The sequence below is a fragment of the Acidobacterium sp. S8 genome, from assembly GCF_009765985.1.
In the GTDB taxonomy this organism is placed as follows: domain Bacteria; phylum Acidobacteriota; class Terriglobia; order Terriglobales; family Acidobacteriaceae; genus Alloacidobacterium.
Window position 1 is genome coordinate 93,363 of sequence record NZ_LMUM01000037.1, and the last position, 21,525, is coordinate 114,887.

At 55.6% G+C, this 21,525-nt stretch carries 16 protein-coding genes; 7 read left to right on the forward strand and 9 right to left on the reverse strand.

The features are described 5' to 3' along the window. Positions 1-5 precede the first annotated feature (5 nt). The 5 genes from GSQ86_RS19195 to cyaY form a co-directional block, all read right to left on the reverse strand. A complete protein-coding gene (locus GSQ86_RS19195) occupies positions 6-1,079 on the reverse strand; it encodes a LacI family DNA-binding transcriptional regulator (protein WP_158751804.1) in 1,074 nt (357 codons plus the stop codon). Positions 1,080-1,152: 73 nt separating this feature from the next. Continuing rightward, positions 1,153-2,907: a methylmalonyl-CoA mutase gene (locus GSQ86_RS19200; protein ID WP_158751805.1), complete on the reverse strand. Its 1,755-nt coding sequence runs from the start codon at positions 2,905-2,907 to the stop codon at positions 1,153-1,155. A gap of 14 nt (positions 2,908-2,921) precedes the next feature. Further along, positions 2,922-5,372: a zinc-dependent metalloprotease gene (locus tag GSQ86_RS19205; RefSeq protein ID WP_158751806.1), complete on the reverse strand. Its 2,451-nt coding sequence runs from the start codon at positions 5,370-5,372 to the stop codon at positions 2,922-2,924. A 63-nt stretch (positions 5,373-5,435) separates the two neighbouring features. After that, complete coding sequence (locus tag GSQ86_RS19210; RefSeq protein WP_158751807.1) at positions 5,436-6,209, reverse strand: glycosyltransferase family 2 protein; 774 nt, start codon at positions 6,207-6,209, stop codon at positions 5,436-5,438. Positions 6,210-6,220: 11 nt separating this feature from the next. Continuing rightward, complete coding sequence (gene cyaY / locus GSQ86_RS19215; RefSeq protein ID WP_158751808.1) at positions 6,221-6,556, reverse strand: iron donor protein CyaY; 336 nt, start codon at positions 6,554-6,556, stop codon at positions 6,221-6,223. Between the two features lie 127 nt (positions 6,557-6,683). Here cyaY and GSQ86_RS19220 point away from each other — a divergent pair, with 127 nt between their 5' ends. Then, complete coding sequence (locus tag GSQ86_RS19220; RefSeq protein ID WP_158751809.1) at positions 6,684-7,541, forward strand: hypothetical protein; 858 nt, start codon at positions 6,684-6,686, stop codon at positions 7,539-7,541. A 17-nt stretch (positions 7,542-7,558) separates the two neighbouring features. Here GSQ86_RS19220 and GSQ86_RS19225 read toward each other — a convergent pair whose 3' ends face one another. Then, complete coding sequence (locus tag GSQ86_RS19225) at positions 7,559-8,752, reverse strand: PP2C family protein-serine/threonine phosphatase (RefSeq protein WP_216841215.1); 1,194 nt, start codon at positions 8,750-8,752, stop codon at positions 7,559-7,561. 88 nt (positions 8,753-8,840) lie between these two features. After that, a complete protein-coding gene (locus GSQ86_RS19230; RefSeq protein WP_158751811.1) occupies positions 8,841-11,105 on the reverse strand; it encodes a sodium-translocating pyrophosphatase in 2,265 nt (754 codons plus the stop codon). A 429-nt stretch (positions 11,106-11,534) separates the two neighbouring features. Here GSQ86_RS19230 and GSQ86_RS19235 point away from each other — a divergent pair, with 429 nt between their 5' ends. The 4 genes from GSQ86_RS19235 to GSQ86_RS19250 all read left to right on the forward strand — a co-directional run bounded on the left by GSQ86_RS19235 (position 11,535) and on the right by GSQ86_RS19250 (position 17,275). Continuing rightward, positions 11,535-13,709, forward strand: a complete 2,175-nt coding sequence (locus GSQ86_RS19235; RefSeq protein WP_158751812.1) for a thiamine pyrophosphate-dependent enzyme — start codon at positions 11,535-11,537, stop codon at positions 13,707-13,709. 129 nt (positions 13,710-13,838) lie between these two features. Further along, positions 13,839-14,222 (forward strand): BlaI/MecI/CopY family transcriptional regulator, encoded by a 384-nt coding sequence (locus tag GSQ86_RS19240; protein WP_158751813.1) that lies wholly within the window; start codon positions 13,839-13,841, stop codon positions 14,220-14,222. Further along, the gene (locus GSQ86_RS19245; RefSeq protein WP_158751814.1) at positions 14,219-15,673 is read left to right on the forward strand and encodes a M56 family metallopeptidase; all 1,455 of its coding nucleotides are present in this window, start codon (positions 14,219-14,221) and stop codon (positions 15,671-15,673) included. The genes GSQ86_RS19240 and GSQ86_RS19245 overlap by 4 nt, the downstream gene beginning before the upstream one ends. 51 nt (positions 15,674-15,724) lie before the next feature. Continuing rightward, the gene (locus GSQ86_RS19250; RefSeq protein ID WP_158751815.1) at positions 15,725-17,275 is read left to right on the forward strand and encodes a Do family serine endopeptidase; all 1,551 of its coding nucleotides are present in this window, start codon (positions 15,725-15,727) and stop codon (positions 17,273-17,275) included. 200 nt (positions 17,276-17,475) lie between these two features. Here GSQ86_RS19250 and GSQ86_RS19255 read toward each other — a convergent pair whose 3' ends face one another. Both GSQ86_RS19255 and GSQ86_RS19260 read right to left on the reverse strand, forming a co-directional pair. Beyond that, positions 17,476-19,683: a glycoside hydrolase family 3 C-terminal domain-containing protein gene (locus tag GSQ86_RS19255; RefSeq protein WP_254062497.1), complete on the reverse strand. Its 2,208-nt coding sequence runs from the start codon at positions 19,681-19,683 to the stop codon at positions 17,476-17,478. A gap of 196 nt (positions 19,684-19,879) precedes the next feature. Continuing rightward, positions 19,880-20,344 (reverse strand): single-stranded DNA-binding protein, encoded by a 465-nt coding sequence (locus tag GSQ86_RS19260; protein WP_158751816.1) that lies wholly within the window; start codon positions 20,342-20,344, stop codon positions 19,880-19,882. A 179-nt stretch (positions 20,345-20,523) separates the two neighbouring features. Between GSQ86_RS19260 and GSQ86_RS19265 the strand changes: the two genes are divergently transcribed. Further along, positions 20,524-20,964, forward strand: a complete 441-nt coding sequence (locus GSQ86_RS19265; RefSeq protein ID WP_158751817.1) for a DoxX family membrane protein — start codon at positions 20,524-20,526, stop codon at positions 20,962-20,964. A 1-nt stretch (position 20,965) separates the two neighbouring features. Further along, a complete protein-coding gene (locus GSQ86_RS19270) occupies positions 20,966-21,520 on the forward strand; it encodes a PadR family transcriptional regulator (RefSeq protein WP_158751818.1) in 555 nt (184 codons plus the stop codon). The last annotated feature ends 5 nt before the right edge of the window (positions 21,521-21,525 follow it).

The window sequence follows — 21,525 nt, forward strand, 5'->3', positions numbered from 1 at the left end:
GGCTTCTAAGATTTTCGCTTGGGCCGCCGAGTGCTGACCGGTCCAGTCGACTCGCGCACAATCAGCTCAGGCTGCATCACGATCTCTTCCGGGAACTGATTAGATGGTTGTGCAATCATCTCAAGCAAAACTTGAGCACCTTGGCGGCCCATCTCGCGCAGTGGTTGACGCACCGTCGTCAAACTTGGCTGGTGATAAGCCGCGCTCATAATGTCGTCAAATCCAACCACAGAGATATCGCCGGGAACCGTAAGTCCCGCGTCGTAAATAGCGCGGATAACGCCGATCGCCGAAATATCGTTGAAGCAGAAGATGGCGGTGAAATCACGCGTGCGTGCCAGCAGATCGCGCATCGGCCCGTAGCCGACCTCCGGCGACCAGCTGTCAGCATCCAGTTGAATACAATGATCCGTTTGCATCTCGATGCCGAGTTCCCGCGCTACTTCCAGAATGGAGCGCCACCGATACTCTGTATCGGGAATGATGTTGGGACCTTTCACGAAGGCCATTTTGCGATGACCAAGCTCATATAAATGCCGCAGTGCAAGTTCAGCGCCCTTGAGATGATCGAGCACAACATTCGTGACGCCCGGTGAGTTGTTGTGCGCCGAGACGGCAACCGTCGGTAAAGGGCTGCGGATCTCTGACGGAGTGTTCAGCAGCAGAAAGCCATCCACCGCGCGCTCCACCAGGAGGCGCGGATACTCCTGCATCAACTCCATATTCCAATAGTGGCTCGCCGTGAAATAAAAGTATTGCGCGCGGATCAGAAATTCTTCCACGCCATTCATGACCATGGTGAAATAGCCTTCGCTCAGATCAGGCGCAATGACGCCGATCGACATGCTGCGATTGCGGCGCAGAGAGCGTGCAAAATAATTTGGCCGGTAGTGAAATTTACGCGCAGCCTGGAAGACGCGTTCGCGCGTATGCGCCGGTATAGACTTGGCCGCTGGAGAATTGTTCAGCACAAGCGAAACGGTAGTCTGGGAGAGCTGAAGGATAGAGGCAAGCTGCTTCAGATTGATGGGGTCACCACTATGTGGAGCTTCCTGCTTATCTTTCGGGTCATGACTCATAGGCGATTTGTAGCACGTTTGATTATACGAACTCTACTCCTTCGCTCCGGGAAACGATTACTTGGCTCGTTGGCTACGCGACGCTCACCTCATCATAGGTGCCCATCACCTTACGAAGAGCGTTACAGATTTCGCCGATCGTGGCATAGGCCTTCACGCAATCGAGCAAATACGGCATGGTGTTCGTGGTGGAGATACCCTCTGCGGCCGCTGGCTCTTTTTCCGCAGCATGACAAAGAGCAAGCAGGCTTCGCGCGACGGCTTCACCTGAACGCTCTTGCCGCAACCTCTTCAATTTTGCCGTCTGCGCATCGCGCACTGACTCGTCGATATACAAAATCTGCGGTGCGGGCTCATCGACTGCATATTCATTCACGCCGACAATGATCTTTTCTCCTGCTTCCACCGCCCGCTGATAGGCATAGCTGGCGTCGGCAATTTCCTTCTGCGGAAAGCCTTGTTCGATAGCGCGTACCATACCGCCCAACGCGTCAAGCTTATCGAAATAGGCAAACGCAGCCTTTTCCATGTCCTGAGTAAAATGCTCGACGAAATAAGAACCGCCGAGGGGATCGGCGACCTCGGCAACACCGGATTCATAGGCAAGGATCTGCTGTGTTCGTAAGGCAATGCGGGCGGCATCTTCAGTAGGCAGCGCCAGAGCCTCATCATAGGCATCGGTGTGCAGCGATTGCGTGCCGCCCAGAACAGCGGCCAGCGCCTGCAATGCGACGCGTGCAATATTGTTCTTCGGCTGCTGGGCCGTGAGTGAAACTCCGGCAGTTTGTGTATGAAACCGCATCCAGGTAGAACGCGGACTCTTCGCCCCAAAGCGTTCCGTCATCACGCGATACCAGACTTTGCGCGCCGCGCGGAACTTGGCGATTTCTTCGAAAAAGTCATTGTGCGAGTTAAAGAAAAAGCTGAGACGCGGGGCAAAGTCATCTATGGCGAGACCGCGACGGAGCGCCCACTCTACGTATTCGATTCCATCATAGAGCGTGAACGCCAGCTCCTGCTGAGCAGTCGATCCTGCCTCGCGGATGTGGTAGCCCGATATGGAAATTGGATTGAAGCGTGGTGTAAATCGTGAGCCAAATTCCAGGGTATCCACGACCAGGCGCATGGAAGGAGCAGGTGGAAAGATATATTCCTTCTGCGCGATGTACTCTTTGAGAATGTCATTTTGCAGCGTCCCTGAAATCTTCGTCCAGTCCGCTCCCTGACGCTCGGCAACCGCAAGATACATGGCCCAGATAACGCTCGCTGGCGAGTTGATCGTCATCGAGACAGTCGTTTGTTCGAGATTGATTCCTGAAAAAAGCGTCTCCATGTCTTCGAGCGAGTCAATAGCGACGCCACACTTGCCAACCTCGCCTTCGCTTTGAGGATCATCGGAGTCGCAGCCCATCAGAGTCGGCAGATCGAAGGCAACCGAGAGCCCCCCGCCTCCATTGGCCAGCAGATATTTGTAGCGTAGGTTTGTCTCCTCCGGTGAAGCGAAACCGGAAAACTGCCGCATGGTCCAGAGCTTGCCTTGATAACCGTTCGCATAAATGCCGCGCGTGTACGGAGGTTCGCCAGGGAGACTAGGACTCGTTTCGCTGTCGTCCGCCACATCCATTTGCGTGTAGAGGCGCTCTACCGGCACGCCGGACACAGTGGTGAAATGAGCACGGCTGTCTCTGCCAATATTGGCGCCGCTCATCGCACCGATCGCTCTTTCGGTGGATTTTTTCAGCGCTGGTTCGAGCACTTGTTTTTCCCAGCGTTGTTTTTCCGTCGCATCTTTCGGCGTGGGCGTATCAGCGAACGGCTCATCAGGCATACATCACCTCAGATTTAGAAATCCTCGTCATCGCCGATAGGCTGGCCCGGAGGGGTTTCCAGACCATCCACTTTCGCGAATTTCGAATGGTCCTTGTCGAAGAGTTCGATCTCGTTCCTCGCGCCGAGCCAATGAGCGTGCAGCAAAGACGAGTCACTCGCGACACTTACTTTACCGTCGATCCAGGTCTTGAGTAGATCGACCTCTGCCTCTGCGACTGCAGCTGCTTCCTGAGACGCAGACTGTGATGCAGCCAGCGCGAGCAGATGACGCAACACGACATCCTCGACTGTGAGTTGCGTTGCCAAAGTTGAACCGGACAGAGGCGGCGCGTACCACGTCTGCTGAAGCGTTCGATGAATAACATCGTCAAGACCCGGCAAAGAAGGATCACGCAGCTTCTCCTCCACCAGGCGGCTCGCGCGTGTTGGTTCAAAGAGCAGGCCGGCCGTCAGGCCCGCTGCTGATTCGACTGCTCCCTGCGGATCGAAGGTAAGTCCGGTGCGTCCGGGAAAGGATTCCCGATTACTCGGATAGCCGGGAGGCCTTGGTGGCAGCGAATTCAGCAGCGATTGTGGCAGCGTGAGAGCGACCGGATCAAGGGTATGCAAAACCGCATCCAGAGCTTTCTTCTGTTCAGCCGCAGGAATATCGCGCGTAATGAGCTGGCCGTCGCCGCGCAAAGCATAGCGATAATCCAGCCCACCTATCTCCTTGCTGGCAGCTTCTGTTTGATAGCGATGCAGTAAGTAGAGGGGCACAAGTGTGTCTTCCAATTGCGCCAGAGGCTGGCCCGGCTGGATGGCATTCTCTCCGAAGCGCTTCAGAGCGGCAGCACGAACAGTAAGAATCCGATTCAGTTCGTCTGCCGGATCGGCTCCGTTATCCCACAAATGCGCATGCGGATGAGCGCTGCCCAGAGGACGTGAGTCTTCATCGGTGATAAAGAGCTGGCCCGCGTCGGTTGCTTTTCGCAGAATGGCGTCGAGCGCCTTGTGCTCGTCAGTTCCTTGCGGAAAGTCAGAGTATCCATACGCAATGGCTACTTTGTCCCATGCTCCGATATTTGTTGTGTAGGCATGAGAAAGATCAGGTGTGCCATCCGGCTTCAGAGTAATCCAGGGATGCGGATAATCCATGACAGAGTCACCCGGCGCTACAGAGCTTGCAGCAAAGTTATGCGCCAGCCCAAGCGTATGGCCCACTTCGTGCGCTGCAAGCTGACGAATGCGCGCAAGCACCATCTCTTTCATCGCATCGGGAACCGGCTTCCCTTGTTGGTATGGAGAAAGCAATGCTTCGGCAATCAGATAATCCTGGCGGCTGCGCAAAGAGCCCAATGTTACCTGGCCTTTGATGATTTCTCCGGTGCGTGGATCAGTGACCGCTTCTCCATAGGACCATCCCCGCGTGGAGCGGTGTACCCACTGGATGGTGTTGTATCTCACATCCATCGGATCGGCGCCTTCGGGCAGCACCTTCACCTGAAAAGCATCCTTGAATCCGGCTGCCTCAAAAGCCTGGTTCCACCAGCTCGCTCCTTCGACAAGCGCATTGCGAATCGGCTCAGGCGCTCCACGATCCACGTAATAAACAATGGGCTTGACCGGCTCGCTCATCGCAGCAGTGGGATCTTTCTTCTGCAGATGATGTCGCGCAACGAAGTGGATATCCATCGGCTGGCCGAGCGGCGCTGAATAGTCACGATAGCTCACATCAAAATATCCGGCGCGAGGGTCAAAAGCTCGTGGCTTATATCCGTCATCAGGCAACTGGATAAAAGAGTAATGCTCATGCACGGTCACGGCATGCGCATCGGGTGTAACTGAGGCGACTAGCTTCGCATGCGAAGGATCGTCCGTAGCGAAGGTGAGCACCGATTCCACTTCTGTGTTCAGGGGAAAGTTTTTGGTGCTCTCCATGGAGATGGCGCTGCGGCTGGCATCCAGGCGATAGCTGCCTTGTTTGCTCTGCTGCAGGCGTTCGGCTACCCCATGCGCATCATGCAGAAAAAAATCTGTAGCATCGACAAGTACTTTATCGCCGTCCTCGGCTTCTACCTTGAAACCCCACAGAACAGACTCGGCGAAGGACTGCGACACATCGAGTTGTTCTTCAGCATGAGGCGAGCTTGAGCGGTATTGAAGATTGCGCTCAATCAGCAGAACCTTCGGACCGCTGCGGTAGAAACGCACCACGCGACCCTGTCCAAGCTGGCCGCGATCGAGTCCGAGATCGTTCGAGCCGACCCCGTAGGGCAAAGAATCAAGAAAGAGAAAATCCTTACCGAAGCTGTCAATTTCAAGATAGAGCTTGCCGGCTTTGGTATCCCATGCAATCGGGAAGAAGCCATCGAGTTTTTGCGTGCCGGCAGTCTTCTGTGAGATCGATTGTGTATCGGCAAGAACAGGCAGGCACATTGCAATCGACAAAAAGAGCGAGAACAGGCAACGCAACGGAAGCATCGATCAGCCTTTTGAAGGAAGATATACGGAGCCTATCTCGTTCAGAAAAAACAAGCCAGAAATTTATGGATTTCTACTCGCCTGCGACTCCCATGCCTTGGCATATTTCCAGCTCACATAGGCAGAGTGATATGCGTGCAGAAGCAAGCCCTCGCGTCCATCCATAAAGCCCAGGCGAGCCACGTAATTGTAGAAAAAAGTTGCAACTGGATTCAGGAGCACATTCCACACGAAAGCAGGCCAGCTTCTGCCGCTTTTTCCGTTAGCAATCGCCTGCTCCGCTCCCAGCGTGCTGTAGCGATTCATATGGTCGATGTAGCTTTCAAGCGTGGGGTAAGCGTGATGAACGAGGTCACCCTGCAATTCTCCAGTCTTGCCGGAACATTGCAGAGTTTCATGCACAACACGCTCCTGAAACCGGGCTGCTCCTTTCTTGAAGAGGCGCAGCTTGCGATCCGGATAGAAGCCGCCATACCTGATCCAGCGACCGAGAAAGAAATTACGTCGCGGTATAAAGTAAGCGTCGGATGCCGGCTGTGTATCCAGCAACTGCATCACATCGCGTGCAAGCGTCGCGCTGACTTCTTCATCGGCATCGAGCGAGAGCACCCACTCGGAGCTGCAGTACTCGATTGCCAGATTTTTCTGCTTCCCGAACCCTCGCCACTCTTCGAGCACGATCTTTGCGCCGAAGCTCCACGCAATTTCTACAGTCCCATCCGTAGACCCCGAATCAACGACGACGACTTCATTCGCCCAGCGAACGCTTTCCAGGGTTCGAGGCAGATTGGCCTCTTCATTTTTCGTGATGATGGCGACAGAGAGGGTCTTTCCCATCGAGCAGCCTGCTAATTTAGCGTGACCGTGTCTGTTCCGAGATGCTCATTGATAAGCCGCGCGACCAGCGGCTTAAGTTCTGTGCCGTTTTTCAGCAGCACAAACACCTGCGCCGCATCTGACCAGTCAAGCTTAAAGCTGGTTGACAGCGCAGAGATCCATATCTGTCGCACCGGCGTATTGGGCGTAATCACAAACTTTCCCGGTGGCTCATCGAAGACGATATTGAGCACGCCGTTTTGTTCCTCGGCTTCAAAATCGCCGTCTTCTTCAGCAGCAATTAAGCTTTTTTTCAGAGACTCGATAGCAGCATCCGCATGTTTGCGGAAGGTAAGCTCATCTAACATGGGATCAGTGTAGCAGCGTGATTACTATTTTGGAGCCGTCTGCAGAGATCGCGTGAAAGTCGCAGGATTTTTACAGGCCAAAGCCAGAAAGCACCGCACAATCGCAGCATCCAACAGTGGAGAAGAGATGATGATCCGGATTGCCCGCTACGCGTTGTTTTTCTCCGCCGGACTCCTGTTGTTTGGCCGGGTGAGTTTTGCCCAGCTCAGTCCAGATGAGGTACGGCAGCTCGTGAAAGACGTAGCCTACAACGAGTTGCAGGATCGAGAGCGCGACAGCTTCTGGAAATACCATATGGAACAGAAGATCGCCGGCATCAGTTATTCGAAATATCAGGTAGAGACAAAAGAGGGGCCAATCTTCCTCATATTGGATCAGGATGGCAGGCCTCTCAGCGATGCTGAAGAAAAGAAAGAGCATGCACGGTTGGAGGGGTTGCTGCAAAACCCCCGCGCACTCGCGAAAAACCGCGAAGACCATCAACAGGATGAGGAGCGTATGCAACGCTTAATCGCGCTCATGCCGCAAGCCTTCCTTTTCGAGCCGAACGGGCCAGCGAACGGCGACATCATTACGCTGAACTTCAAACCGAACCCGGACTTCAGGCCGCCTACTTATGAGGCGCGTGTGTTTCACGGTATGGCCGGTACTATCGAGATCAATCAACGATTGAAACGGTTTGTCGCCATGCACGGTAAAGTCATCGACCGCATCGATTTCGGCTATGGACTGCTTGGCTACGTCGACAAAGGCGGCAACTTCAACATTCATCGCGAACAGGTGAATGCAACGCATTGGAAGACGGACCTTGTGGATGTACACGTCTCCGGGCACGTCGTCCTCTTCAAAAGCGTGAGCAAGGATCATCATGAGGTCCGCTCAGATTTTCATCCGGTGCCCGTCGACATCAGCCTGCCAGAGGCAAAGCATCTCCTCGATGAGGCCTCGCAGAATATGGCGGAGCTTCAACCTGGTTCTAAATGACAATTCGGATCGAATAGCTACAGTCGGCGAATCAGCAGCAGCGTCTGATCATCCGCTTGTTTGCCGAAAGCGCGGGCGGCGCTCAGTATCGCATCTGCCAGCACAGGCAGGCTGCCCGTGGCGTGCGCAGCGATCACATTCTGCAAACGATCAAGACCAAATTCCTCTTCCACACCATTGCAGGCTTCAAGAATGCCGTCAGTCACCGCAATGAGTATGTCCCCGCTGGCCATTGTGGTGGATTCTGAGGAAAAGCCGGTGACAGGCAGAAGGCCGAGCGGAAATTGTTCAACAGAAATCTCTCTCGCCCGTTCTTTCGCCGCATTTGCCCGGTAATGCAGGATCGGCGGATGGGCGGCCAGCGCATAAAATACGCTTCCATCCGGTTCAAGATTGAAGCCTGCGAATGTCGCATACATCTGCGGCTCCTTCACTCCCGGTAGCACGCGGTTCAGCCGGTCCATAAGAACAGGCAAAACCATACCTGGTTGCACAGGGCGCGCATCGAGCAGAACCGTGCGTACCGCAGTCTTAAGCATCCCCATAAGGATCCCAGCCTGCAATCCGTGGCCGGCAATATCAGCAATATAGGCGACCGTGCTGCCATCTTCGAGCAGCAGAGCATCCACGAGATCACCGCCAACCTTATCGCTTGGATCGGAACGCCCATAGAGTTCAAAGTTCGCAGTGCGCAGTTCAATAGGGGGTACCAGCGTTTGCTGAATGCCGTGAGCCAGCTCGAGTTCATTGCGGACGCGGAATGCTTCGCGGCCTTCTCCGCGAAGGAAGCGTATGAACAGCATGTAAGAAACGATCACCAGCACCAACATGACAATTGCGGCGAAGTGAATACCGGAAGCGGTGGACACCGGTTGCAAATGGAAATGCGTTGTAAGAAGAGAAACAGTGAGGCCAAATCCCACCCATATGGGAACTTGTAATAGAGTCGCACCGATGAAATAGCGGGGACTGAGACGTGTACCGATATGAAGGTACATCAGAGCGACAAGCCCGCTCCAAACGGCATTGAGAATTGCGATGGCGTAGGGCATGTGGCCCAGGCTGAGCATGTCTCCAAAAAAGCCTGTGACGGCGAACAGACAGAATACGGCGGCGTACAGAGACCACAATCTGCTAAAGGGGACGTATTTGTAGTATTGCCGTGTTGCGGGCTTGAAGGTGTCTGCGGATTTTTTGAAAAAAGAACCCATTAGCAGGCACGATATCAGAGATTCTATGAAACCTCGGACGCAACAGGCCGGCTTTTAGAGCCGGCCTGCTTTCGGATGCCGTGATTGGCTAGACGAACAATGGAGCCAGCACCAGTGTGACAGTGGCAAGCAATTTGATGAGCACATGCAGCGACGGTCCGGCAGTGTCTTTGAACGGATCGCCGACCGTATCGCCGACAACCGCCGCCTTGTGAGCTTCTGATCGCTTACCGCCGTATTGGCCGGTCTCAATGAACTTCTTGGCGTTGTCCCATGCGCCGCCGCCATTGTTCATCAGCATCGCCAGCAGAATTCCGGAGATGGTGCCGACCATCAGCAGGCCAGCTACGGCTTCGGCTCCGCTCAGGTTTATCGGAACGCCGTGAATCATCGGAGAATCGGCCAGTTCTCTAAGGTTGAAGGATGGGCTGAAGTGCCGGAAGATAACGCCGACGGCCAGAGGCATCGCCACGGCCAGCGCACCCGGCAGCACCATCTCTTTCAGCGCCGCGCCAGTCACGATGCGCACGCAGCGTCCGTAGTCCGGCATCGACGTGCCTTCCATGATGCCGGGATTTTCCTTGAACTGCTGGTGAACATCCTGAATGACGGTTTGTGCGGCGCGGCCCACGGCTTTGATGGCCAGGGACGAGAAGAGGTAGGTAAGCATCGCGCCCAGCAGCGCGCCGACAAAGACGGGCACCGAGGCAAGGTTGACATTCGAGAAGCTCCACGAGGGCGACAGGGTTTCGCCAGCGGCTGCTAAACGCTGGCCTACGATGTCGTGGATCGTCTGAAGATAGGCGGAGAAGAGCAGGAAGGCCGCGAGCGATGCCGAGCCGATGGCATAGCCCTTGGTGAGGGCCTTGGTAGTGTTTCCAGCCGCGTCAAGCTTGTCTGTCTTTTCACGGACATTCTCGGGCTGGTTGCTCATCTCGATGATGCCGCCTGCGTTGTCCGTGATAGGGCCGAAGGTGTCCATGGCAAGGATGTAGGCCGCCGAGGAGAGCATGCCCATGGTTGCAATGGCTGTGCCGTAGATACCTTTTGAGTAGTCGGAAATTGTGCCTACATCGGCGAGACCGCGCACACCAAAATAGTAGCTGAGCAGCAGGGCAGCGCCGATGACGAGAACGGGTACGGCGGGTGTTTCCATGCCTACGGCGAGGCCGCTGATGATGTTCGTTGCCGGGCCTGTGGTCGATGCCTGCGCTATCGAGCGTACCGGGCGGAAGCGCGTCTCAGTGTAATACTCCGTAATGCGGACGAAGAGGAACGACGTGATGATGCCGCAGATGCCGGAGCCAAGCAGCCACCAGCGATCCTGCAGCATGAAGTGGACAGCGGCCGCAAAACCGGCGAGCGCGAGGAGCGAAGTCACATAGTAGCCGCGGTTGAGGGCGTGCATCGGGTCTTCGTCTTCCTTGCTGTGCACGATGCTGACGCCGACAATGCTGGACACAAGGTTGATCGCCTGCACGATGAGCGGGAAGAGAATGCCCTTGATGCCGAAGACCGGATAAAGTGCCGCGCCGAGAATCATGGCGCCGACGTTCTCCGCTGCGGTGGATTCGAAGATGTCCGCGCCGCGGCCTGCACAATCGCCCACGTTATCGCCAACAAGGTCGGCAATGACGGCGGGGTTGCGGGGATCGTCCTCCGGAATTCCGGCTTCTACTTTACCCACAAGGTCGGCGCCCACGTCGGCGGCCTTGGTGAAGATGCCGCCGCCGAGCTGGGCGAAGAGCGCTACCAGCGACGCGCCGAAGCCGAAGCCGACAAGCTGGAAGGGAACCTGCTGCGGGTGATGCAATCCTCCGAAAGCGAGAAAAAGGGTGCCAACGCCCAGAAGCGAGAGCGCCACTACGATGAGTCCGGTGACCGCGCCGCCGCGCAGTGCGATCTGCAATGCCTTGCCCAGGCTGCTGCGGGCCGCTGAGGCTGTCCGGATGTTCGATCGGATGGAAACCCACATACCAGTCTGCCCGGCAAAGGCCGAGCAGGCTGCGCCGATCAGGAAGCTGATAACGACTTTATTCGCATAAGGAGCAGTGAAAGGGGAGAGGTGATAGCCAAGATAAAGAATAATGGCAAGTCCTGCGGCTATCATCGCAATCGTTCCGTACTGCCTGCGCATAAAGGCTTCCGCGCCCTCGCGGATAGCATCCGAGATGCGTTGCATGTCGACGGTCCCGGTATCTGAGGCCAGAACTGACCGCGCGAAGATCAGTGCCGCAACCAGGCCAAGAACGCCGGTTGCCAGCGCGATCCAAAGATAAAGACCTTCGTTACTTGTATAAGGTGACCCATTTGCCTGCCAGAAACATGCAGCCAGCGTGCAGAGAAACAACATTCAACATCCCTCCAGAAAATTGCCATCACGGCTCGTGCTTGTTATTCCGGCTGAATCTTCCGGAACCAGAACCGTATCAGACCTTGTGACGATCTGGAAAATAGAAAACACTGGAAACCTCTTCCGGAGTATTTCGACGCACAATCGTCACAAAACGCTGCATTAGAGCACGTTGCAGAAACGATGGTCAACGTACGCTCGCTGCCATAAGATGCCATTTCCTGGTTCGTACCTGTCTGGTAGCTTCGGCATGGCGAGGTCGGCCGTGTTTTTCTACAATAGATATGCAGTCCGTTCCTGCCTTCAGAGGCTTGGCCGGCTGCCGGTAAAAATGCCTGCTCGTTGCTGACACAGCGCTGGCACGAACCTGTACAATCACCTGTCGCCTGCGTTAGACGACGATTATGGCAACGATTAGGGGTTTTCTGTATGGCCAAAACAGCCGTCCGCGGCGCAGAGGAGAGAAAGACAAGTGCGGATTCCGGGCTCGACCCGGAGCGCCTTGTGGAGATGTACCGCCTGATGTACCTTTCGCGTCGCACCGACGACCGCGAAATTCTGCTCAAGCGGCAGCAGAAAATTTTCTTCCAGATCTCCGGTGCCGGCCACGAAGCTCTGCTGGTTGCCGCTGGCTTGGCCATGAAACCGGGCTACGACTGGTTCTTTCCTTATTATCGTGATCGCGCCCTCTGCCTCGCTCTGGGAAGTACCGCGGAGGAGTTGTTTTTGCAGGCTGTGGGAGCCGCCGCCGATCCCTCCAGCGGTGGACGCCAGATGCCTTCGCACTGGGGCAACAAAAAGCTGAATATCGTCTCCCAATCCTCCGCGACTGCAACCCAGGTCCTGCACGCTGTCGGCTGCGCCGAGGCCGGGCGCTATTTTTCCCGCCATCTTGAAGCCGCGGAAAAGCACGATGACGACTATCGCGCATTCAAAGATGTGACCTTCCACGGGGACGAAGTCGTCTACACCTCGCTAGGCGAAGGCTCGACCAGCCAGGGAGAATTCTGGGAAGCTTTGAATACCGCCTCAAACCAGAAACTTCCCGTTCTTTTTGTTGTTGAAGACAACGGGTATGCCATCTCGACTCCGGTAGAAGTAAACACGCCGGGCGGCAATATCTCGAAGCTGGTAGCTAATTTTCCAAACTTCTACTTTGCCGAAGTCGATGGCACCGATCCCATCGAAAGTTCTCGCGTTTTTGAGGAAGCCGTCGCCTATTGCCGCACCGGCAACGGTCCGGCATTTGTACACGGCCATGTCATTCGCCCATATTCCCATTCGCTTTCCGACGATGATCGTCTGTACCGGCCAAAAAGCGAGCTCGACGCCGATTCGCTGCGCGATCCGCTGCAGAAAATGCAGATGTTTCTTCTGCGCGAAGGCATTCTGGACGCCGACGCCATCAATAGCCTGGAAAAGCAGGTAGATGAAGAGGTCCGTCAGGCAGCTGAACGGGCTCTACGCTCTCCGTTTCCTGAACCGGCGAGCATCCCGCTTCATGTCTATTCCGAAGATTACGACCCCACTCGCCCGGAACTGCAAACCAGCCCTGCTCAAACCGCAGATGCGCAGGAACGCACGATGGCCGACCTCATCAACGCCTGCCTGAAAGACGAGATGCGCCACGATCCGCGCATCGTCGTCTATGGCGAAGACGTTGCCGATAGCAGTCGCGAAGAATATCTCCGGGAAGGTTTGGTCAAGGGCAAAGGCGGAGTCTTCAAATTGACTGCCGGATTGCAGACCGAGTTCGGCAGCGACCGCGTCTTCAATTCACCGCTGGCGGAAGCAAACATTGTTGGCCGCGCCGTCGGCTATGGCGTGCGAGGCATGAAGCCGGTCGTGGAAATTCAGTTCTTCGACTACATCTGGCCATCGATACATCAATTCCGCAATGAGCTGAGCCTTATGCGCTGGCGCTCCAACGGAACCTATTCAGCGCCCGCGGTCATCCGTGTCCCCGTGGGGGGGTATCTGACCGGAGGTTCTATCTACCACTCTCAGAGCGGCGAAAGCATATTCACGCATACGCCGGGTGTGCGCGTTGTTTTCCCATCGAATGCGCTCGACGCCAACGGTCTGCTGCGCACGGCCATCCGCTGCGACGACCCCGTTCTTTTCCTGGAGCACAAACGTCTTTACCGCGAAACTTATGGCCGCGCCGTCTACCCGGGTCCGGATTACATGATCCCCTTCGGCAAGGCCAAAACGGTTCGCGAAGGCAAAGACCTCACCATCGTGACTTATGGAGCCGTCGTGCCTCGCGCTCTGCAAGCCGCGCAAAAAGCGCAGCGCGAGAACGGCATAGAAGTGGAGATTCTCGATCTTCGCACCCTCAGCCCCTACGACTGGGAAGCGATTGCCGAGTCGGTAAAAAAGACCAGCCGCGTCATCGTAGCCCACGAAGATATGCTGAGCTGGGGTTATGGAGCCGAAATCGCTGCACGCATCGCCGATGAGCTGTTCGAATATCTCGACGCACCAGTAAAGCGCGTAGCTGCTATGGATACCTTCGTGGCCTACCAGCCGCAGCTCGAGGACGTCATCCTGCCACAGCCCGAGCATATTTATAGAGCGATCGCAGAACTGGCAAAGTACTGAATAAGCAAGACTTCGAGAGCAGCTTTCGCTGCTCTCGTGCGAACCAATTGCAAAATTTCCTCCATGCAACTAAATTATTAGTTACTTTTTAAAAGCTGCTGCGTCAAAAAGAGTGCCGGAGAGATAAAAGTGCCCCGAAAGCCATCAGAAACGCTCACAGCGGCCGAATTGCGCATCATGAATGTGCTCTGGCAGAAAGGCTCGGGCACCGTTCAGCAAATTCTCGATTCGTTTACAGAAAAACCAGCATTAGCCTATAACTCCGTTTTGACTACCATCCGGGTGTTGGAAAAGAAGGGCTATGTGCAACATTCTAAAGACGGACGCGCTCATATATACGAAGTGCTCGTCGAGCAAAAGGAAGCGACCCGGTCGGAAATTCGCCATCTTGTAAGCCGTTTTTTTAGCAATTCTCATGAAGATCTGGTGCTGAATCTCCTGGAAGATCGAGGAGTTTCATCCGAAGAGTTAGCGCGTCTTCGCCAGATGCTGGATCGGAGCAGCGAAAAATGAGCTGGGTTTTGCTGCAAAAAGCACTTCAAATGGCGCATATTTCGGTCGAAAGAGTAGCAAATTCGCTGCCTGAAGGCTTGCTGATCGCGTTCCTCGCGTGGCTGTTGTTACGAGTGGTCGGTCGTCAGAACGCCGGGACCCGTTTTGCTGTCTGGATTACGGCCTTATTTGCCGTGATAAGTCTGCCTTTTTGGAGCGCTTTCAGCTCGATATTAGCGCAAAAAAGGGCATTTATCGCGCCAATTAGCGCACATTCGCACGCCGCCATTCCGCTTTTCTGGATACTGCCGATTTCGATCTTCTGGATGATCGGAAGTGGCCTGGCGATGGCAAGGCTGATTGCCGGCTTGTGGCAGGTACGAGTTATTCGGAAAAGCAGCAAAGTCGTCGATCCGGCGCTGCTGGACAGCAGCCTGCAAAAAGCGCTTCAAGAATCCGACAGGCCAGTCATCATTGGCGAATCGACCGAGGTTCGGGTGCCGACGGCTATCGGTTTCTTCAAGCCGATGATCGTCTTTCCTTCGTGGACACTCCGCGAACTTTCTCCCGATGAGCTGAGAATTATTTTGATCCACGAGCTGGCACATGTGCGCCGCCGCGATGACTGGACGAACCTGCTGCAGAAATTGGTGCGTGCGGTCTTCTTCTTCCATCCCGCTGTCTGGTGGATCGACTCTCGACTCACTCTGGAGCGCGAGATGGCCTGCGACGATGCTGTATTGGCAAAGACCGGCAATCCCCGCGCTTATGCCAGCTGCCTGGTAGATCTGCTCGAAAAGAATTGCGCCCAGCGCGGATGGGCGATGGCACAGGCGGCTGTGCACCGGGCACATGAAGCTTCGTTGAGAATCGCCCGGATTCTGGATTCACGCCGCATTGGAACCACACGGGTTGCGAAGCTTGTGCCGGGAATGGCGGCCATTTTCTCTCTGGGCTGCGTTGGGCTTCTGCTGTGGACTCCCAAACTGGTTGTTTTCCAGCCGGTGGGCATTACGGCAACGGTGAACAATACCGATCTATCGACTATTCCAGCAGATCGCCTGCCGGCACCCAAAGTGGTCCCGGCTTCGTTTCGCGTGAGCTCGCCTGTCAGCCAGGTTCCAATGGCAAAGAAACCGAGTCACCATAATCGACGCGCTGCTGTGAATCCAGCCACGGTAAAGGCGAACAGCTCTCCGCGAGAATTGAAGCCTTCAGTCATCCTGGCAAGCGCGATTCAGAAGCATAAACAGATGGCTCCAACGCTGCTCTTTGTCCAAACCGTGGAGTTTGAGATGCAACCTGGAGTCTATGCAGAATTCCAGAGTGCATCACTGCAACCAAGGATGACGCAAGCTAGCCAGACGCAGATGGAGATGTCTCGAAGATCAGAAACAGGCTGGCAAATTCAGGTGTGGCATGTTGTGCTGATGGCCCCGGCACAGGCCCAAATCATGGGGAAAACAATCTAAAAAATTTTGACTTTAACAACTAATTATTTAGTTAGAAAGAGGGAGTAAGAAATGAATCGAGCAAGACTGAAATCCATACTTACGCGGCGCCTCGTTGTGCCGGTCATCGCTGCTACGGCTGTTGTATCCTTTGGCGCGTACGAGGTGTCCCGGACAGCATCCGCGGCCACCGGCTGGCCCGCGCCGGCTCCTGCCGCCGCGCCGCTTGATGACAGCAGCATCGGAGCGCTGGCCTCGCTGGATCAGGCGATGGAAACGCTCACGGCGCGCGTCCGGCCCGCAGTCGTCAATGTCACCGTCACGGCAAAGGTAGGACCGCAAGACGCAGACGACGATCAGCAGGATCAAAAGCAACAGCAAATGCAGCAGTTCTTCGGTCAGGGCTCGCCCTTTGGACAATTCTTCAATATGCCCAATCAGCCTCAGGGGCCGAGCATTGAGCATGGAGAAGGCAGCGGAGTCGTCATCGCGCCGAATGGCTACATCGTAACCAACAACCACGTCATTCAGGGAGCAACCGACATCCGCGTCACGATGACCGATCGCAGGATCTATCCCGCGAAACTTGTCGGCGCCGATCCTCTGACCGATCTCGCAGTGATCAAGATCGATGCGAGCAACCTGCCCAGCGTGCCGTGGGGCGACTCGTCGAAGCTGCAGCCCGGCCAGACCGTGCTCGCCTTCGGCAATCCCTATGGACTCACGTTTACCGTAACGCGCGGGATTGTCAGCGCTCTCAATCGCCCGAATCCTTCTGCATCGGACCGTCGGAAGCCGGGCGGGTTCATCCAGACGGACGCGGCGATCAATCCGGGCAACTCGGGTGGCGCGCTGGTTAACTCTCACGGAGAGCTGATCGGCATCAATACCTTTCTCATCTCGCCTTCAGGCACCTTCTCGGGAATGGGCTTTGCTATCCCGACGCAGATTGTTCAGCCTACTGTGGAAAAGCTGATGAAGTACGGCAAGGTGGAGCACGGCTTCATGGGCATCTCGATTTCGGACGTCACTCCCGACAATGCGAAGTTCTTCAACCTGAAGAATGCCAGCGGTGCGTTGGTGAGCGATGTAACGGCAGACTCGCCAGCAGCGAAAGCTGGGCTCAAGACGGGCGATGTGATTACGACGCTCGACGGCAAACCGGTAAGCGATGCCGGAGAGCTGCAGATGGTGACGGGACAGAAACAGCCCGGCGACACGATTCAGCTCGGTGTGATTCGTGACGGCAAGAGCATGGATGTTTCCGTCACGCTGGAATCGATGAACAAAGCGCAGACGAAGGAAGCCGCTACTCCGGGACAGGGCAAGGCAAAATGGGGCGTGAGTGTCGGCGACATTAATCCTTCGGTCCGGCAACAGTTGCAACTGCCTTCGAACGTAACTGGAGCTGTTATCCAGGACGTGAAATCCGGAAGCCCTGCGGACAATGCCGGGCTGCAACCGGGAGACGTTATTCAGCAGGTGAACCGCAAGCCCGTGCATTCGGCGAGCGAAGCTGCCGATGCCATGTCGAGCGTGCCAGTGGGTGAAAATGCGTTGATTCTGGTGTGGTCGAATGGAGGCAGCACTTATCGCGTGTTGCATCCAGCCGAAGCGCAGTAACGTTAAGAACCAAAGCACAAAAGTCGTCATTCTGAGCCGGAGGCGAAGAATCCCCAACCAAGCTAGTTTGAGATTCTTCGCTGCGCTCAGAATGACGGCTCTATTTTCCTGGCTAACAGTTACAGAACATTCGGTAAGGAACGGATAGGGTAGCTCTTAAAAGAACTACCCTCCTTTCGGCCGTCAGAATGACGGGCTTTTTACTGAATATGAATATTCGCCTGCAGTTTTATTTCTGCCGAGGATTCGCCGATCATGACCTCGACTGGCTCTTTCTCAAGCACCATCTGTTTCTGCTTTTCATCCCAATACCGCAGATCGTCTGCCTTCAAGGGAATCTGTACGGTTTTGGTTTCTCCGGGGTTAAGGCTCACTCGCTGAAAGCCTTTTAGTTCTTCGTTCGGCCGCTCCACTTTCGAGTGAGGATGTTTGATGTAAAGCTCGGCGACGGCGTCTCCGGCGCGATCGCCCGTATTCTTCACGTCGACGCTTACGGTAACTGTGCTGTTCTTTGCCAGGTTGGGCGAGCTTGTCTTCAGGTTGGAATAGCTGAAGGTTGTGTAGCTCAAGCCATAGCCGAACGGGTAGAGCGGCTTGCCTTTGAAATACATGTATGTGCGGCCATGGCGGATGTTGTAATCCATCATCGGCGGCAGCTGATCGAGTGATTGCGGCCAGGTTGTGGTCAGATGGCCGCCGGGGTTGTAATCGCCAAAGAGCACCTGTGCGATGGCGGTTCCTTCATCCTGCGATGCATGCGTCATATGCAGGATGGCCGGCACATGTTCCTGCGTCCAGTTGATGGCGTAGGGAAAGCTCGATACCAGGACGACGATCGTCTTCGGATTCACCGAGTACACCTGTTTGATAAGCTGCTCCTGCTCGCCGAGCGAGATGCTGTCACGATCGCGGCCTTCGCGTCCGTCGCCGGCAGCAGAGCAGGGAAGCGTTGAGCCGTCATGGTGCACGTTGTCCCAGTCATGCGCCATATCAGGCCCGCAGGTTGGATCGTTGCCGACAACTACGACGGCGGCATCGGATTCGCGCGCAGCTTTTACTGCCTCATTACCAAGCTCACTCGCGGCATAGTGGACGGCGACGCCGGAGCCGACTGCTTCCTTGATTCCAGCAAGCGGTGTTACGGCGTATGGAGGCTTGCCGCCATACCAATCCCAGTGAACAGAATCGGCAAGCGGACCAATGACGGCGATGGACTTGATGGATTTGCTGAGCGGGAGAAGATTCTGTTCGTTCTTCAGCAGAACTACGGACTCCAAAGCCATCTTCTTTGAAACGGATTTGTCGGCATCGGTGTTCCAGGGCTCGGGCGAATCTTTCACCGTGGAGTAGGGGACCATCTCCGGCGGATCGAGCAGCCCGAGACGGATGGTGATGCGGAACTTCGGTCGCAGCAGGTCATCCAGTTCTTTCTCTGTGATGGAGCCGTCCTTCAGCGCGGCTTTCGTCTCGTCTTTGTAGGTATCGAGGAACTGGTTGATTCCGGCTTTGAGGCAGGCGACCACTGCTTCTTTTTGCGAAGGGAAGAGATGGCGCTGGGTCACAAGATCTGTCACTGCGCCGCCATCACTGGAAAGAATATCGACGCCCCATTGCTTCACCAGAATGCTCTTCAGGATGGGGTTGATGGCCATGGTCGTGCCATTCCATGCGTTGTAGGAGGCCATGACCGCCTTTGCGTCGGCGTCGAGAAACGCCATGCGAAAGGGAACTGAATAGTATTCCCAGAAAAGGCGCTCATCGAAGTCGGACGAGGTGTGCGTGCGGCCTTCCTCGTTGCTGTTAGCAAGGAAGTGCTTGAGCAAGGCGGCGGCCTGCCAATACTTAGGATCGTTGCCTTGCAGTCCGTGCACGAAGGAGACGGCCATGGTTCCGTTGAAGAAAGGATCCTCGCCGTAGACCTCTTCACTGCGGCCCCAGCGTGGATCGCGCGCGAGATCGGACTGCGGCCCCCAGAGCATGAGAATCTGGCGGTCATATTTTGTTGTTTGCGAAATGAACCGGGCCTCGTGTCCTTCGACCGCTGCTGCCTGTTGCACAAGCGCCGGGTCCCATGTTTCTCCCATGCCGGGAGGCTGAGGGAACTGCGTCGTTGGGATCGGGGGGCGATTCGCTTTTCCGCCGCCACGCTGGACGACTCCATGAATGCCTTCGGAACCGCCGTAGCTCGGTATCCCCAAGCGCAGCACGGCGGTGGGCACACCGAGGCAGTCGATCTTTTCTTCCGTTGTCATCAGCGAGAGGATGCTGTCGATGCGTTTTTCCATCGGCAGCTTCGGATCCTGAAACGGGTATTTGTACTGCTGAGAGTGTAAGGGTGGAATGCAGGCGACGGCCATCGATAGCAGCGTCAACCGGCCAAGAAGGCCAGCACCGAAATTTTTCCTCATGCAGAGTTCTCCAGGCAGCTCGAATAAAGACCGATTAATCGATTTAGTAAATCAACTTATGCCTTTGGAGTATGTTCTTGCAAGCGGTCCTGACTGCAGAGACAGGACATATGAGAGGAATCGCTTTGGGGATTCGGCAAGATTGGAAGTCACGGAGTGAATGCTGCGTGCATCCACTCCGATGATTGCCGGGAATTTAGAAGGGGATATCGTCGTCGGTGATTTCGGCTGACTGGCCGTAATCTTCGGCGGGTGCTGAGGAGCGCTGATCGAAGGAGGCCGTACTGCCGGAGCGGGTATAGCTGCCGCCACCTTCGCCCTCGCCGCGTCCGCTGAGCAGGGAGATATCGTTGACCACAATCTCGGTCTTATAACGCTTCTGGCCGCTGGTCTTGTCATCCCAGGAGCTTGTGCGCAGGCTGCCTTCCACGTAAAGCTTCGAACCCTTTTTGACATAGTCGCGGATGATCTCGGCAACTTTTCCGAAGGCCACAAGGTTGTGCCACTCGGTCTTATCCGTCCAGTTGCCGGCCGGATCTTTCGCGCGTTCCGTGGTTGCGATGGAAAAATTTCCTACCATGGTGCCGCCCGGGGTCGCGCGCATCTCTGGATCTTTGCCTACGTTGCCGAGAAGAATGACTTTATTGACGCTCTTTGCCATAAATGAAAAATACTCCATCACTGCGCGGATTGTGCTCCGCGGACGTTTCATCAACAGTTAATTCTGAAGGATAGCAGGAACCACGAAGAGGGGCCATAGTTCGCGGGTAGGCAGGAGGGGCATTTTCTTGCTATATATCGAAAAGATATATAGCATTTCGATGTAGCAGGAGATGAGCCGTGCTTCCTTTCCTCGTTCTCGTTGTCGTCTTTCTTCTTGCTCGGTTGCTGGGCTTGGCTGGCGTTCATTTTCTGGATGATTGGCTACATTGCCTTCGTATAGCCCTGGCAGCTATGTTTCTGTTGACTGCCTCTGCGCACTGGGGCAAGCGGCGGGCAGACATCGTCCGCATGGTGCCGCCATCCTTCCCGCGTCCGGAACTGCTGGTGACACTCACTGGCATCGCCGAAATCGCGGGGGCCATTGGGCTGTTATTGGACCCGACTGCAAAGACTGCATCCATCTGTCTTGCCGTATTGCTGGTCGCCTTGTTTCCCGCGAACGCATACGCGGCCAGGCATCGGCTTACGATCCATGGCCGGCCGGTTCCCGGTTTGGCGGTGCGGACGGGATTGCAGATCGTTTTTCTGGCGGCGGTCATCGCCACAGGGTGGTTCTGATATGTCGGCTCGTATTAACCAAAGCCAATTTGCCCTACTGGGGCTTCTGAGTTTCCGTCCCATGTCCGGCTATGACCTGAAGCAGCTGAGCGCCTGGTCGGTGGGGCATTTCTGGCGCGAAGGCTACGGGCAGATTTATCCCACGCTGCGGCAGCTCGAAAAAGAGCGACTGGTTACAAAGAAAACTCAGCGGCAAAAGGGCAAGCCCGATCGCAATGTGTATTCGCTCACTCCAGCGGGGAAGACGCGCCTGGAGGAGTGGCTGGTTCTTCCGGCAAATCCCGAGGTCCCGCGTAATGAGCTTCTGCTCAAGCTTTTTTTCGGCCAGTGGACGCCGGTGGAAGTCAGCCGCAGGCAGGTCGAGGATCATCGGGCGCTGTTGAAGCAGCAATTAGTGGAATATGCGGAGATTCGTCACCGACTGCAAAAGGAAAACAGCGCTGATCCGGGGCTGCCGTTCTGGGAGATGACGTTAAGCTACGGCGAGCATAGGGCAAAGGCTGAGCTGGCCTGGGCTGAGGAGACTCTCAAAAAGCTCAGAAGCCGGCAGTCATAAGCAGG